The organism is Amycolatopsis sp. (genome assembly GCF_035546795.1).
Taxonomy (GTDB): Bacteria; Actinomycetota; Actinomycetes; order Mycobacteriales; family Pseudonocardiaceae; genus Amycolatopsis_E.
On the sequence record NZ_DASZWC010000007.1, the window covers coordinates 92,137 to 107,161 of the forward strand.

A 15,025-nucleotide genomic window follows, 5' to 3' on the forward strand; every position below is an offset into this window, starting at 1 on the left:
CAGCGGGGCGAGCGGTGGGGAGACACGGTGCACAACCAGTTCGATGGCGAGGCCCAGTCGGTTGTCCAGGCCCGTGACGTCGGCGGAGTCCATTTTCACGCCCGCGCGAGGCCCCGGATGCGCTGCCAGGTGCCCGCCGAGCTGGTGCCCTACATCAACAACGAGCGGCCGCTCGGCGAGCTGGACCGGTGGTTCACCGACGGTGGCACGAAGGTCGCCGTCGTCCGCGGGGCGCCGGGCTCGGGGCGAACGTCGTTGGCCACCCAGTGGGTCCAGACCAATCGGGCAAAATACCCCGATGGGCAGTTCTTCGTGCGGCTCGCGTCGGGGCCGGACGGCGCCGAACGGGAGCGTTCCGCTCTCCGCGAACTTCTGCTCGCCAACGGATGGGCGCCCGACGAAATCCCGACAAGTCTGGACGGATTGGCCAACGGCTGGCGTTCGTGCAGCGACGGCAAGCGGATCGCGATGGTGATCGACGACGCGCTGACCGCCGCGCAGGTGCGCAGTCTCCTGCCGGGCGCGGGCGATTCGGCGGTACTGGTCACCGAAGCGGGGCGGCTGGGCAGTCTGCGCGCTTCGGCCAACGCCACGTTCGTCGACATCGACCCGATGGCCGAACCCGCCGCTCGGGAGTTGTTGCGCCGGATCGCGGGTGACCGGATCGCCGAGGAGCCGGCGGCGGTCGGCGAGCTGATCGAGTTGTGCGCGGGCTCGACGATCGCCTTGTGCGTGGTGGCGACCTTGCTCGCGGAGCGCGAGTGGCCCGTGCAGCGGCTGGCGGCGAAGCTCCGGCGCGAGGAGCACACCCTCCGCGCGCTCTCGAAGGACGAAAGCCTGTCCGTCTCGGTCGTCTTCGACGCGGCGTACGAGCGGCTCGGGAAGCTGGCGCGCGAGTGCTACCAGGTGCTCGGAGTCCATCCCGGTGTCGGCGACGTGAGTGCGGACGCCGTCGCGGCGGCGCTCGGTGAACCCGAAGAAGAAGTGGCCGACGCGCTGGACGATCTTGTCCGCGCCCGGCTCGCCATCGAATCCGCGGATGGCCGTTTTCTGTTGTCCGGTCTGGTCAAACGGCACGCGGCGGCGAAGGCCGACGGCGATTTCGTGCGGCCGTTGATCGGTTACTACGCCGATCACGCCGTGGCCACGGCCTGGGCGATGTTGCCGGACCGGGTCTGGCACAAAACGCTGCTGCCGCCCGCCGGGGTGCACGCGGACGAGTCGTGGGCGGACGCGGAGCAGGACAACCTGCGTGCGGTGGTCGCGGAATCCTTCCGCCGCGGTGAGTTCGAGTCGGTATGCCGGTTCGGGATCGCCTTGTGGCCGTTCTACGAGCGGGGCGGTCACGCGCAGGACATGGCCGCGGTGAACGAACTGGGCGTACGGGCGGCGCGCGAGCGCGGCGACGCCCTTGCCGAAGCCGTTCTCGGGTTTCAGCTCGGCTTCGCGCACCGGCAGCGGGGCGATCTCGAGCGCGCGGTGCAGGCGTTCGGCGAGGCTCTGGAATTGGCGCGGCGCACGGCCAATGCCGAACTGGAGGCGACCGCGCTGGAGTCGCTCGGGCTCGCTCGACTCGACCAGCACTTGCTGTCCGACGCGGCACGGCTGCTCGGGGAGAGCCTCGAACTCGCGCTACAACTCGACGATCCGCGGCGGCTGGCGCTGGCCCGGTTCCATCTGGCGAAGGCGTTGCCGCCGGCACGTGCGTTGCCGCTGTTGGCCGAGGCCCGTCTGGCGCTCGCAGCCGAACCGGGCAATCTGGCCAAGATCGACCTGTGGCGCGGCCGGAAGCTGATCGAATCGGGCAAGCTCGACGAAGCGGCCGGAATTCTCCGCGGCATCACGGCGATAAGCCGGGAGCGCGGCGAGGTGCTCTGCGAACTCGCCGAGATCGCCGTCGAACGCGGTGACGTCGCGAGCGCCCGGGCGCAGCTCACCGAAGCGGTGGAGATCTTCCGGCAGCGCGGGCTCAGCCTGCTGGGCGTATCGGCTCGGGCGCGGCTTGACGAGTTGGGGTGAGTTCGGTCAGGCGGACTGTGTGCACCTCGTCGCCGAGCCGGATCCGCGACAGGCCCGGCTCACGGTCGTAGAGCAGTCGCGCCGCCAGAGCGGGGATCGGCGCGGTCGGCTCGCCGAGTGACAGCAATCGCTCAGCGTCGCCGGCCATCCAGCCACGTTCGTCGCGCGCGACGGCGAGGTGGCAGCCGGGGAGTTCGCGCAGGGTTCGGGCGATCCAGTGCGCGGGGTCGCAGATCCGGTCGTGCAGGACGATGTCCGCGAGATCGAGCAGCCGGGTGTTGGTTTCCCTGGTGTGCACCACGAGATGCACGTTTTCCGGCAGCAGCTGAGGTTCCCGCAGCGCGTCCGCGGGATATCGCGTGACCGTCGGCGGGTTTGTCGTCATGTCGACATCGATCAGTTGGGCATGCGCCGACGGAAAAGAAACGGTCGGGACGGGCAGGAGCCAGGTCTCCGCCGGTGTCCGCGGGGCGGGCAGATCGAGACCGCGGTAGATAGCTTCGCGCAGCGCCTTCGCGGATTGGCCGGGCCGAGAGGTGGTGAGCCGGGTGATCGGACTGCGTTCGTGCTCGACGAGCGCGCGTTCCAGCTGCGGGGCCGGTTCCGCCTGCCGGTCGAGTTTCGGGGCCACCGCGAGCAACTGGCCGATCGGGGAGCGCGGATCGACTTTGTGCTCCGGTGCGCTCGCCAGCAACAGTGGCGTGCCCAGCGCGGCCGAGTAGAAACTGACGGAACCGTGGTCGCCGATGGTCAGATCGGCGGCGACGAGCGCGGGCGCCCACAGCTCCTCCGAGGGCAGTACGAGCACTCCGGCTCGTTCGCAGTCCGACAGCCATTGGCGCACCTGCCAGCGGGAATGCCGGCCGGCGATGTTCGGGTGCAGGGCCACGGCCAGCCGGTAGCGATCGAGATCGAGCCGGGCGGCGAGCCGCCGGATCAGCCCGGGATCCTTGCCGTACAAGGAAGAATCGCCCCAGGTCGAGCTGATCACCACGAGCCGCTGCCGCGGCCCGATGCCGAATGCCTGCCGATAGGTTTCGCGCAGCGGCAGGCTCGCGAGCATCCGGTCGAAACACGGGTCGCCCGCCACCAGTGCCGCGCGTGCGGCCTGCGGACATGCGTCGGTGAGCCGGGCGAGCTGCTCGGGGTGGGACAGCACGATGATCGACGGCACGAGTTCGCCGCGGTGCAGCAGCCACGGGCTGGACAGGCCGAACACCGGCTGCTGCCCGTGGTGTTCGAGATATTTGTTGTAGCCCATGCCGTGTGGCACCACCATCAGCGGCGCCTTGATCTCGTGCAGATCCCCGCCGTAGCTGGCCGCGATGGCGAAATCGGGCGTTCGCCGCACGGCCTGCGCCCACGGCAGCACCTCGCCGATTCCGGCGCGGGCCAGGAATTCGGTGGTCCCGGCGGTGAACGCGCTGGAGCCGGGGCAGGTGAAAACCGTCTGGATCCGCGGATCCTCGGCGAACAGCGGCAGGATGTCGAACAGCCGGGTGGCCGCCGTGGTGTTGTGCACAACGGCCAGCACGGTGCGCTCGGTACGAACCGTGCTCCACCGATCACCCGACACGACAGTCGATCTTAGAAACTGATGCCGCCCTGGATGTCTCGGGCCTGCACGACGTTGCCCTGCACGGTGCCCGAGACCTGGTTGGTCACCCCGCCCGATTCGGCGTGCTGCGACCATTCGGACCGCAGCGCGGCGGCGAACTCCGGATCCTCCTTGCCCGCCGCCTCCAGCCGCTCGGCGACAGCGCTGATCGTCTCGGGCTTGTCCGGGCTGGCGGCTTCCAGTTCCGCGGCGGCCTTCGGGTCCTTGCTGAACTTCTTCTTGACCAGTTCGAACAGCGTGGTGGCGGCCTTGGTCGACAACGCCGTGGCGATGGAGATCAGGATCGGTTCGGGCATGGGTCAACGTTAGCTAGGGCGTCCAGTCCGAGTTGGCGCCACAGAGCAGGATGCACGGCAGCGCACCGGGGACCCGGCCGGCGAGGAAGGCTGCGAACGGGACGGCCGCGGCCGGTTCGACGGCCAGCCGGAACTCTTCCCACAGCCGGTCACGGGCGGCGAGGAGTTCGGCTTCGCTGACCAGAACCGACTCGACGTTGTGGCTCGACAGCACCGCGAAGGGCGCTTCGCCGACACGCGTCGCGCCGAGGGCCGAAGCGGCGACGGAGTTCACCTCGGCGTCGACGGGGTGCCCCGCTTCGATCGCTTCGTGCAGGCAGGCGCATCGCTCGGGTTCGACGGCTACGGTCAGCCGGCCGCCGGAGCCCAGCGCGGTGCCCGCGACGAGCCCACCCCCGCCGACAGCGACGGCAATGGCGTCGACGTCGGGCGCGTCCTCGACGATCTCGGCGGCGACGGTGCCCTGACCGGCGATGACGGTCGGGTCGTTGTACGCCTCCACATAGCGGGCGCCCGGCACATCGGCTGCTTCGTGCGCTGCGGCGGCCGCATCGGCGTAGCGATCACCGGCGCGGATCAGGCGCGCGCCCGCTTCCTCGATTCGCCGCGCCTTGCCCTCGGGCACCGTCGTCGGCACGAACACCGTCGCGGGCAGGCCGAGGATCGCCGCCGCGGTGGCGACGGCGATGCCGTGGTTGCCACCGGACGCGGTGACGATCCGCTCCGGCCGCGGGCCGGTGAGCAGGGAGTTCAGCGCGCCGCGGAGTTTGAACGAGCCGGTCCGCTGCAGGTGTTCGAGCTTGAACACGACCGGCCTGCCGTCGGCTTCCGCGCGGAGCAACGGGGTGCGCCGGATGTACGGAGCGATCCGCGCGGCGGCGGCCTCGGTGGAGAGCGTGGCTGTCATGTCTCCACTCTGAGCCGCCGAGGCCATTGGTTGCCAGCGGCGAACGCCCCCCGAAGCAGGTCGAGACAATGGTCACCCGCTCCGAGAGGCCGCGACTCGGCTTCAGCCGACCTCGACCAGGTCGACCACGAAGATCAGCGTCTCGTTGGGCTTGATGACCCCGCCCGCGCCCCGCTCGCCGTAGGCGAGGTGCGGCGGGATGACCAGCTTGCGCCGCCCGCCGACCTTCATCCCGACCACGCCCTGGTCCCAGCCGGGGATGACGTGGCCCTGGCCCAGCGGGAAGCGCAGCGGCTGCCCCCGGCCCCAGGACGCGTCGAACTCCTCGCCACTGGAGTGCGAGACACCGACGTAGTGCACCGAAACGACCTGCCCGGACTTGGCCTCCGCGCCGTCACCGACCGTGACGTCGGTGATCTCCAGTTCGGCAGGCGGCGGGCCGTCGGGCCGGTCGACCTCGGGCTTTTCCAATGCCATGGGTAACTCCTCGTTCTCGGGTCGGTGCACGGTATCGACCCGAGACCCTGATCGCATCACGACACGAGGGGCCACACCGTTACCTATGCTGGCGCCGGATACCGAGCAGGGAGAACGAATGAACGACTGGTCGCCACGCACCCGCGCGATCGCCGCGGGCCGTCCCAGCGGGGCGGGGGAGCCGCTGAACACGCCGATCGTGCCGGCGAGCACCTTCTATGCCGGCGGCGACCAGACCTACGCCCGCGAGGAGGGCACCCCGACCTGGCTCGCGCTGGAAGAAGCCATCGGCGCGCTGGAGGGTGGCAAGGCGACGTCGTTCGCGTCCGGGGTCGGCGCCGTAGCCGCCGTGCTCGATCTTTTCCCCGCCGGTGCACAGGTCGCGGTGCCGACGTTCAGCTACGCGGGCACACGCGGGTTGCTCGACCACGCCGCCAAGATGGGCAGGTTGCGAGTGCGCCGGATCGACCCGGCCGACACCGCGGGCTGGGCGGCCGCCGCCGAGGAGGCCGATCTGCTGTGGATCGAATCGCCGACGAACCCGACGCTCGAACTGATCGACTTCGCCCCGCTGGCCGGGCATCGGGCCCGCGTCGTGGTGGACAACACCTTCGCGACTCCGCTCGGGCAGCAGCCGCTCTCGCTCGGCGCGGACATCGTGGTGCACAGCGCGACGAAACTGATCGGCGGGCACAGTGACCTGCTGCTCGGCGTGACCGTCACCGCGGACGAGACGCTGGCCGAAGAACTCCTGCACGCACGCACACGCACGGGCGCAACTCCGGGTGCGCTGGAGGCGTGGCTCGCGCTGCGCGGGCTGCGGACGCTGCCGGTGCGGTTCGCGGAGCAGACGAAGAGCGCCGCGATCCTGGCGGAACGGCTCGCCGCGCACCCCGCGGTGACGAAGGTGCGTTACCCCGGCATCGGCACGATGATCGCGTTCGACCTCGCCGACGCCGAGAGGGCGGCGAAGGTGTGCGAATCGCTCGAACTGATCGTGCACGCCACGAGCCTCGGCGGGGTGGAAAGCCTGATCGAACGCCGGGCGATGTGGCCGGGTGACGCGCATGTTCCGCCCGGTCTGCTCCGCTTCAGCGTCGGCCTCGAAGATCCCGAAGACCTGTGGCGGGATCTGGCGAAGGCGCTCGGCTAAGCGACGTCGCGGTTGTACTGGAGCTGGTCGGGGTCGAGGTGCCAGCTCAGTATCCGCTTGGGGTGGATGCGGATCGTCTCGTTCGAGAACCACTCGCCGCCGTAGGCCGGTTTGTGCCCGGTGACCAGTTCGGCGACCCCGCGGACCTCGATACCGCGGCCCCAGCCGGGCCGCACCGCACCGGGCTCGTCCGGGGTCATGTCGTCGATCACGAACGACACCTCGGGATGGGCCTCGATGTTGCGCCACTTCTGGCTTTTGCTCAGCCCGGGCCCGCCGATGTCGATGGTGCCGTCGTCGTTGACCTCGAAGCCGAGCGGCCGGACGTGCGGGGCGCCGTCCGTGGCGACGGTCGCCAGCCGGCCGAGCGACTGGGTCTTCAGATAGCCGAGCTCGTAGTCGGTAAAGATCATGGGACGAGCCTAAAACTTCCAGCTAACTGGAGGTCAACGGTTCGTCTTGACCTTGGTCGGCCGGGGTGCAAGCCTTCCCGGGTGAAGGTCCGGAACTCCGCTGTGGCGCTCGCCCTGCTGCTCGTGGTCTCGGGCTGTTCGGCCGGTTCGACGGCTTCGGTGAGCAGGGGCCCGGACACCCTGTCGGTTGGTTTCTCGGCCGAGCCGCAGAACTTCGACTTCACCCGCACCGACGGCGCCGCCATCCCGCAGGCCCTGCTGTACAACGTCTACGAGGGCCTCGTGAAGCTCGACAGCAGCGGCAACGTCGTCCCGCTGCTGGCCCGCTCGTGGACGGTCAGCCCGGATCGCACCACCTACGACTTCGAGCTCGCGCCCGGCGTGAAGTTCTCGAACGGCGCGTCGTTCACCGCGTCGGATGTGAAGTTCTCCATCGACCGCGTCAAAACCGACTGGACCATCTCGATCAAGTCCAAAATGGACGTCGTGGACCATGTCGACGTGGTCGACCCGTTGCACGCGCGCGTGGTGCTGAAGAAACCGAGCAACGGCTGGCTGTTCGACATGACCGGCCGCGTCGGCGCGATGTTCAGCCCCACCGGGGTGGCCGATCTGGCGAACAACCCGGTCGGCACCGGCCCGTATGTGATGGCGCAGCGCAAGCGCGGCGACTCGATCATCCTCCAGCAGAACTCCGCTTACTGGGGCGCGAAACCGGCGTACCGGACGGTGGTGCTCAAGTACTTCAAGGACCCGACGGCGCTCAACAACGCCTTGCTCAGCAACGGGATCGACGTGATCTCCACGATCACCGCGCCCGATTCGATCCCACAGTTCGAGTCCGACACCCGGTTCTCGGTGTTGCAGGGCACCACGAACAGCGAGGTCGTGCTGTCGTTCAACGGCGCCCGCGCGCCTTTCGACGACGTGCGGGTGCGCCAGGCGTTGACGCTGGCTGTCGACCGCAAGGCGGTGCTCGCCACGGTTTCGGCGAATCGCGGCACTCTCATCGGCAGCATGGTCCCGCCGACGGATCCTTGGTACGAGGACCTTTCCGGCTACTACCCCTACGACCCGGCGCGGGCGAAGACGCTGCTCGCGCAGGCCGGGCACCAGAACCTGTCGCTGAAGCTGCGGATCCCGAACCTGTCCTACGCGGTCTCGGCCGCCCAGGTGGTGGCGTCGGACCTCGCCGACATCGGCGTGCACGTGAGCATCGAGCCGCTCGACTTCCCGGCCGTGTGGCTCAAGGAGGTGTTCACCGACCACGACTTCGACATGTCGATCGTGCAGCACGTGGAGGCGCGGGACATCGTCACCTTCGGCAGTCCCAAGTACTACTGGGGTTACCACAATCCGCAGGTGCAGCAGGAACTCGCGGCCGCCGACGCCGGCACGCCGCAGCAGCAGGTCGAGGACATGCGGCAGGTGGCGCGCACCATCACCGCGGACGCGGCGGCCGACTGGCTGTTTCTGTTCCCGAACGTGGTGGTGGCGAAGAAGAAGGTGACCGGCCTGGCCCGAAACCAGGTCAGCGAGTCCTTCGACCTGACCGGGCTGGGGCACACGTGATCGCGATCCTGCGCCGGCTGGCGATCTTCGTGGTGAGTGTGTTCGTGGCGTCGATCGTGGTGTTCCTGTTCATGGCCGTGCTGCCCGGCGATCCGGCGCAGGTCGCGCTCGGCGTGAACGCGACCCCGGAGCTGCTCGCGCAGACGCGGCACGCGTTCGGTCTCGACCGGCCGCTCGTGACGCAGTACCTGAGCTGGCTGGGCGGGGTGCTGCACGGAGACTTCGGCCATTCGTACGTGACCGGCGAGGCGATCGGGCCGCAGCTGATCGACCGGCTCGGCGTGACGTTGTGGTTGGTGGCGGCGGGAATGGTGGTGGCGCTCATACTCGCCATCCCGTTCGGCACTGCCGCCGCGATGTGGCATCGGCGGGCGTCCGGCGCGGTGATCTCCGGGATTTCCCAGCTGGGCGTCGCGGTTCCGGCGTTCCTGGCGGCCGTTCTGCTGGTGCAGATCTTCGCGGTACAGCTGCGCTGGCTGCCGTCGGGCGGCTGGACCCCACCCGATCAGGGCGCCGGCGAGTTCGTGCGCGGGTTGATCCTGCCCGCGCTTTCGCTGGGACTGGTGCAGGGCGCTGTGCTCACGCGCTACGTGCGGTCGGCGATGCTCGACACGATGGGCCAGGACTATCTGCGCACAGCGCGGTCGAAGGGCCTGCGCCCGTATCCCGCGCTGATGCGGCACGGCCTGCGCAACGCCGCGGTGCCGGTGGTGACGGTGCTCGGTCTGCAGCTGAGCACGTTGCTGATCGGCGCGGTGGTGGTGGAGCGGGTGTTCGTGCTGCCGGGGCTGGGCAGCATGCTGCTGGACTCGGTGTCCTCGCGGGATCTGCTTGCGGTGCAAGGGATCGTGCTGGTGCTGGTGGTGGCCGTGCTGCTGGTGAACTTCCTGGTGGACGTGGCCTACGTGCTCATCGATCCGAGGCTGCGGGTGCGCCGATGAACCGGAATCTGCTGCTGGGTTCGCTCCTGGTCGGGCTGGTGGTGCTCGCCGCGCTGGTGTCGTTCGTGTGGACGCCGCACGATCCGCTGAAGGTGGACGCGGCGGTGCGGCTGGCGGGGCCGAGCGGGGATTTCTGGTTCGGCACCGACAAGTTCGGCCGCGACGTGTTCTCGCAGATCATGGTCGGGGCGCGGACGACGCTGTACGTCGGGGTGATCGCGGTCGGCGTCGCGGCGGTCATCGGGACGCCGCTGGGGATCCTGGCCGGGATGTCCGGGCGCAGGCTCGGTGAGTTCGTCATGCGGGTCAACGATCTCGTGCTCGCATTCCCCGCGCTGCTGCTGGCGATCATGCTCGGCGCGGTCTACGGAGCGAGCACGGTGACGGCGATGATCGCGATCGGGATCGCCACGATTCCTTCGTTCGCACGGATCGCGCGTTCGGGCACGCTGCAGGTGATGAGCACGGAGTATGTGCTCGCCGCACGCGCGGGCGGCCGGTCGCGCACGTTCATCGCGCGCCGGCACGTGCTGCGCAACATCGCTGGGCTGGTGATCGTGCAGTGCTCGGTCTCGTTCGCGATCGCGGTGCTGGCCGAGGCGGCGCTGTCGTTCCTCGGGTTCGGGACCAGCCCGCCGACCCCGTCGTGGGGGCGGATGCTGCAGGAGTCGCAGGAACTGCTGACCGTGCAGCCGCGGCTGGCGCTGGTGCCGGGGATCGCGATCGCCATCGCGGTGCTCGGGTTCAACCTGCTCGGCGACGGGCTGCGGGACAGGTTCGATCCACGGCTGGAGCGGCGATGATCAGCGTCGGCGAGCTGTCGGTTTTCGCGGGCGGCCGCCCGTTGGTGCACGAGGTGTCGTTCGAGGTCGGCGCCGGGGAGCGGGTCGGGTTGATCGGCGAGTCCGGCTCCGGCAAGTCGCTGACCGCTTCGGCGATCATGGGCCTGTTGCCCGAGGAGCTGCGCGCGACTGGATCGATTACGTTCCACGGGAAACAACTCATCGGGACATCCGAACGTCAACTGTCACAGCTGCGTGGCGCCGAACTGGCGATGGTGTTCCAGGAGCCGATGACCGCACTGAACCCGTTGATGCGGGTCGGTCGCCAGGTCGCCGAGTCGATTCACTTGCACAACCGGAAATCCCGCCGGGCAGCGCGGGCACAGGCGGCCACGCTGCTCGAAGCGGTCGGGCTCGGTGACGTCGCGAGGGCGTATCCGCATCAGCTTTCCGGTGGTCAGCGGCAGCGGATCATGCTCGCGATCGCGCTGGCGAACGACCCGTCCCTGCTCATCTGCGACGAGCCGACCACGGCGCTGGATGTGACCGTGCAGGCGCAGATGCTCGAACTGATCCTGGCCGGGGTGTCCGAACGCGACGCGGCGCTGCTGTTCATCACGCACGATCTCGCCGTGGTCGCGAAGGTCTGCGAGCGCTTACTGGTCATGCACGACGGGCGGATCGTCGAGGAGGGCTCCACCCGCGCGGTGCTCACGGAGCCGAAGCACGAGTACACCCGCAAACTGTTGGCCGCCTCGGATCTGGAGGCAGCATGAGGACTGCTTGCAGGTCCGAATCATCAAGCGCCATGCTGGCCAACGACGCTGCCGCGGCTTGCCGCGTCCTTGAAAGTAGGGCCGCATGATCGAGTTGAAGGACGTGCACCGGCAGTATCGCCGGGTGCACGCGTTGCGCGGGGTTTCGCTGGAAGTTCCCGCGGGCAGCCGGTTCGGTATCGTCGGCGAGTCGGGGTCGGGAAAGTCCACTTTGGTCCGGTTGCTGGCCGGACTGGACAGGCCCACCTCGGGCGAGATTTCGTTCCAGGGCAAGCGAATCGACAACTTGTCCGAACGCCGTCTCGGCTTCCTGCGCTCGGCGCTACAGGTCGTGTTCCAGGATCCGATGGGTTCACTCGACCCACGGATGCGGGTACGCGACATCATCTGCGAGCCGCTCGGCCGCACGGATCGCGCCCGCGCCGCGGAACTGCTTGCCGCGGTGGGGTTGCCCGAGGACAGCGCAGAGCGCTATCCGCACCAGTTCTCCGGCGGACAGCGGCAGCGGATTTCCATCGCCCGCGCGCTGGCCCCGCGCCCGCGCGTGCTGGTGGCGGACGAGCCGGTCAGCGCGCTGGATGTGTCGGTGCGCAAGCAGATTCTCGACCTGCTGGGCACCCTCGTCGAACGGTTCGAGCTGACGCTGGTGTTCGTCTCGCACGATCTCGCCGTGGTACGCAGGGTTTGTGACAACGCGGCGGTGATGCGCCGTGGTGAGATCGTGGAACGGGGCACGGTGGCGGAGGTGTACGACGCCCCGCAGCATCCGTACACCCGCGAACTCATCGCCGCCGCCCCGAACCTGCGCGCCGAGCTGGCCCGGCTGAAGGAGAACCCGTGATCGAGCTGACCGCGACCGAGTTGTTCCGCCGCTACCGCGAGGGGAGCCTGTCGCCGGTCGAGGTCACGGCGGCGGTACTGGACCGCATCGACGAGCTGGAGCCGCGGCTGCACGCCCTCTATGCGTACGACCCGGAGCACGCGCGCGCCGCCGCGAAGCAGTCCGAACAGCGCTTTCGCGCGGGCGAGCCAGGGGCGCTGGACGGAATTCCGTTGACCCTCAAGGAAAACATCGCCACCAAGGGCACTCCCGTGCCGCTCGGCACGGCCGCCACCGAGCTGACGCCGGCCGCCGCGGACGCGCCGGCGGCCGCCCGGGTCCGTGAGGCCGGCGCCGTGCTGCTGGCCAAGACCACGATGCCGGACTACGGGATGCTCACGTCCGGTTTGTCGAGCTTCCACACCGCAAGCCGGAATCCGTGGGACACCGCGCGCACGCCCGGCGGTTCCAGCGCTGGCGCCGCCGTCGCGGCCGCGGCCGGGTATGCCCCGCTGCACGTCGGCACCGACATCGGCGGTTCGATCCGGCTGCCGGCCGGCTGGTGCGGGCTCGTCGGGTTCAAGCCCAGTTTCGGCCGGGTGCCGGTGGATCCGCCCTACCTCGGCCGGGTCGCGGGCCCGTTGACCCGCACCGTCGCGGATGCGGCACTGCTGATGAGCGTGCTCGCGCAGCCCGATCCGCGCGATCACATGTCGTTGCCGCCCGCGGAAGTCCCGTGGACGGACCTCGGCGGCGAACTCACCGGCCTGCGCATCGGACTGCAGCTCGACCCCGGCGCGGGCCTGCCCGTCGAGGCGGAAATCGCCGCCGCGGTGGCCGAAGCGGCCCGCGCCTTCGAGTCGGCGGGCGCTTCCGTCGAGCCCCTTGCGCCCTTCCTCACTCGCGAAATGCTCGACGGGCTGGACACCTTCTGGCGTGTGCGCGCCTGGTCGGACATCAGCGCGCTACCGGCGGAAAGGCAGGCGAAAGTGCTGCCCTACATCGCAGACTGGGCGCGCGGCGGCGCCGACGTCCCCGGGCTCGCGGCGTACCGCGGCTTCGCGCAGATCGACGCGATGAGCGCCGCCGCGGTGCGCGCGACCGAACCGTACGATTTCGTGCTTTCACCCACCTGCCCCGTCGGCCCGCCGCCCGCTGACTGGGCGTCGCCGACCGGCGACCCGGAGCGGCCATTCGAGCACATCGCGTTCACCGTGCCGTACAACATGTCCGGTCAGCCTGCGGTTTCGGTGAACTGCGGCTACACGGATGCGGGAATGCCGATCGGATTGCAGATCGCCGGACGGCGCTTCGACGACGCCGGGGTGTTGCGCGCCGCTGCAGCATTCGAAGGAATTCGGGGCCCCGGACGGTCTCCGGAGGTGTAATCGGCGGCCGAACTTGAGACCATCGTCGCATGCGCATGGTCTACACCGGAGCCGACGAAGAGGACTTCATCGACGCCCGTGAGCGCCTGCTCGTCGAACTCGACGCGTGGTCGCAGATGCGGCAGCGGACGATCGATCCCGTGGTGGCCGGCGCCATGCTCGACTACCGCTTCGAACGCGACGGCATGCTCGGCCGGTGGACCCGCGAAGTGCTGCGCGGCGCACTGCTGACGTGGTTCCCGCGCAAGGTGGTCCTGCTCGACCCGCATTCCACGGCGGTGCTGTCCACTGTCGAATCGTTGCTGGATTTCTTCGACGACGCCGATCTGTTCGACGAGCGCAGCGAACCGCCGTCGGTGCTGCGGTCCTTCGTGCGCGGGGTCGCCGCGGCCTTCGACGAGGCGATGAACGAGCCCGCGAACTTCGGGCTGGCCAAGTTCTGGGCCGTGGCAATGGCCGAGCACGGCATCGACCCGCTGGACGAGCAGGCCGCGCAGGAGTTCATCGACCAGGTGCAGCACGGCGAGGTCGAGGTGGACCAGGTGCTGCTGCACGAGATCGCGTACCGGCATTACGAGGGTGACCCGGAGGTGGAGCCGCTCGACCCGACGCCGGTGTTCGCGCTGGCGTCGGAGGAGGAGCTCGCCGCAGACGCCGGGGCCACGACGGTCGTGCGGGTGTTGCGCCGTTTCGTCGACTGGGTCGGCGACGGACGTGACCTCGCCACCAAGGGCAGGCTCGCCGAGCCGGACGCCCGCGAGCTGGTCGAACGGCTGGGCATGGACGACCCGGCGGAAGTCGTGTCGCTGGCCAAGACCGCCGGTGTGGTGCGAGTGCTCAAAGGCCGCCTCGTGTGCGTGAAGCGGGCGGCGCCGCTGCTCGCGGACTCGCTCGCGCTGTGGCGCGCCGCGGTCCCGCACGCGGTCGCGGACCACCGCGAACCGGTGCGGCGCCGGGCCGCGGACAGGCAGCTGGCCTATGAAGTACTGGAGTCGATCCAGGCCGATCACGACTGCGCGACCGTCCCGATGCTGGTGGAGATCCTCGACGATCTGGCCGATCTCGCCTGGCGCTCGGCCGACGCCGCGCCAGTGCTGCGGGTGGTGCACCGGCTGGCGTTGTACGGCCTGGTCGAGATGACTCCGGCCACCGAGGAGCACTACGAGGATCTGCTCGATTTCTCCGGCGTGGACTCGGTGGACGAGGTGCCGGAGGAGGAACGGCAGGTCGTGCGCATGCTGCCGTTGGGCACGCGCGCGATGTACGAGGCACGAGTCGCCGCCGGAGTGCCGACGCTGACGCTGGAGGATCTGGCCGAGGAGACCGCCGAAGTGTTCTTCGCGCGTATCGCCCCGTTGCCGCGCGAAGCGTTCGAAGAGGGCTCGCGGTTGTGGTTACGCGCGCGCAGGCCGGATCGTGCGATAGCCGAACTGTCCGCCCTCGCCCGTCGGACGGACGATTTCGAGCACCGGATGCTCGCCTTCCAGCTCCTGGCCGAGTACGGCGAGACGGGCGTCAACGCGATCGACGAGCTACGCGAGCACTCCGCCGCCGGCCCGGCCGCGCTCAGCTGGCTGCTCGACGCCGGGCTGATCGATGCGAGCGAGGTGAGCGGGCGCGAGCGCACGTACAGCATGGTCGACGTGCTCGCGGCCGGAATCCGTTCCGCGGGGCGGAAAAAGGCGATGGAGGAGTTCGCCGCGCAACCGCGTCCGGCGCAGCTGCTGTTCCTGGCCGACGCGACGATCTGCGGCCACCCGAGCACCCGCGAGGTGCTGGAGTCGATGGTGGTCGCGCATCCCGACCGGATGGTCTCGAACGCGGCGCGCAAAGCTCTGGACTGGCTGCACGACGAGGACTGAC

The 15,025-nt window shown here is 69.5% G+C and carries 14 protein-coding genes; 9 read left to right on the forward strand and 5 right to left on the reverse strand.

Annotated elements, in window-relative coordinates; all coding sequences use genetic code 11:
• The first annotated feature begins 27 nt into the window (after positions 1–27).
• Entirely contained in the window at positions 28–2,019 is a 1,992-nt protein-coding gene (locus VHD82_RS07840) for a hypothetical protein (protein WP_325698728.1), read from the forward strand.
• Here the strand turns inward: VHD82_RS07840 and VHD82_RS07845 are convergent.
• The 4 genes from VHD82_RS07845 to VHD82_RS07860 form a co-directional block, all read right to left on the reverse strand.
• Positions 1,970–3,595, reverse strand: coding sequence for a hypothetical protein (locus tag VHD82_RS07845; RefSeq protein ID WP_325698731.1), 1,626 nt, complete (start codon positions 3,593–3,595; stop codon positions 1,970–1,972). The two genes, VHD82_RS07840 and VHD82_RS07845, sit on opposite strands and share 50 nt — an antisense overlap.
• A gap of 11 nt (positions 3,596–3,606) precedes the next feature.
• Positions 3,607–3,933, reverse strand: a complete 327-nt coding sequence (locus tag VHD82_RS07850) for a hypothetical protein (RefSeq protein ID WP_325698735.1) — start codon at positions 3,931–3,933, stop codon at positions 3,607–3,609.
• Positions 3,934–3,946: 13 nt separating this feature from the next.
• Positions 3,947–4,840, reverse strand: a complete 894-nt coding sequence (locus VHD82_RS07855) for a serine/threonine dehydratase (protein WP_325698740.1) — start codon at positions 4,838–4,840, stop codon at positions 3,947–3,949.
• Positions 4,841–4,942: 102 nt separating this feature from the next.
• Positions 4,943–5,317 (reverse strand): FKBP-type peptidyl-prolyl cis-trans isomerase, encoded by a 375-nt coding sequence (locus tag VHD82_RS07860; RefSeq protein WP_325698743.1) that lies wholly within the window; start codon positions 5,315–5,317, stop codon positions 4,943–4,945.
• A gap of 118 nt (positions 5,318–5,435) precedes the next feature.
• Here VHD82_RS07860 and VHD82_RS07865 point away from each other — a divergent pair, with 118 nt between their 5' ends.
• Positions 5,436–6,470, forward strand: a complete 1,035-nt coding sequence (locus VHD82_RS07865) for a PLP-dependent aspartate aminotransferase family protein (protein ID WP_325698747.1) — start codon at positions 5,436–5,438, stop codon at positions 6,468–6,470.
• Here the strand turns inward: VHD82_RS07865 and VHD82_RS07870 are convergent.
• The gene (locus VHD82_RS07870) at positions 6,467–6,883 is read right to left on the reverse strand and encodes a PPOX class F420-dependent oxidoreductase (RefSeq protein ID WP_325698750.1); all 417 of its coding nucleotides are present in this window, start codon (positions 6,881–6,883) and stop codon (positions 6,467–6,469) included. The two genes, VHD82_RS07865 and VHD82_RS07870, sit on opposite strands and share 4 nt — an antisense overlap.
• 81 nt (positions 6,884–6,964) lie before the next feature.
• On the opposite strand from VHD82_RS07870, the gene VHD82_RS07875 reads away from it, so the two are divergent.
• The 7 genes from VHD82_RS07875 (at position 6,965) to VHD82_RS07905 (ending at position 15,024) form a co-directional block, all read left to right on the forward strand.
• Complete coding sequence (locus tag VHD82_RS07875; protein ID WP_325698753.1) at positions 6,965–8,455, forward strand: ABC transporter substrate-binding protein; 1,491 nt, start codon at positions 6,965–6,967, stop codon at positions 8,453–8,455.
• Between the two features lie 5 nt (positions 8,456–8,460).
• A complete protein-coding gene (locus VHD82_RS07880) occupies positions 8,461–9,396 on the forward strand; it encodes an ABC transporter permease (protein WP_325698823.1) in 936 nt (311 codons plus the stop codon).
• Positions 9,393–10,199 carry an ABC transporter permease gene (locus VHD82_RS07885; protein ID WP_325698756.1) on the forward strand — a complete coding sequence of 269 codons (807 nt, stop codon included), beginning with the start codon at positions 9,393–9,395 and terminating at the stop codon, positions 10,197–10,199. Before VHD82_RS07880 ends, VHD82_RS07885 begins: the two co-directional genes overlap by 4 nt.
• On the forward strand, positions 10,196–10,954 hold the full coding sequence (locus VHD82_RS07890; protein ID WP_325698759.1) for an ABC transporter ATP-binding protein: 759 nt from the start codon (positions 10,196–10,198) through the stop codon (positions 10,952–10,954). The genes VHD82_RS07885 and VHD82_RS07890 overlap by 4 nt, the downstream gene beginning before the upstream one ends.
• Positions 10,955–11,039: 85 nt before the next feature.
• A complete protein-coding gene (locus VHD82_RS07895) occupies positions 11,040–11,795 on the forward strand; it encodes an ABC transporter ATP-binding protein (RefSeq protein ID WP_325698763.1) in 756 nt (251 codons plus the stop codon).
• On the forward strand, positions 11,792–13,162 hold the full coding sequence (locus tag VHD82_RS07900) for an amidase (protein ID WP_325698766.1): 1,371 nt from the start codon (positions 11,792–11,794) through the stop codon (positions 13,160–13,162). The genes VHD82_RS07895 and VHD82_RS07900 overlap by 4 nt, the downstream gene beginning before the upstream one ends.
• A gap of 29 nt (positions 13,163–13,191) precedes the next feature.
• The gene (locus VHD82_RS07905) at positions 13,192–15,024 is read left to right on the forward strand and encodes a hypothetical protein (RefSeq protein ID WP_325698769.1); all 1,833 of its coding nucleotides are present in this window, start codon (positions 13,192–13,194) and stop codon (positions 15,022–15,024) included.
• Position 15,025 lies beyond the last annotated feature (1 nt).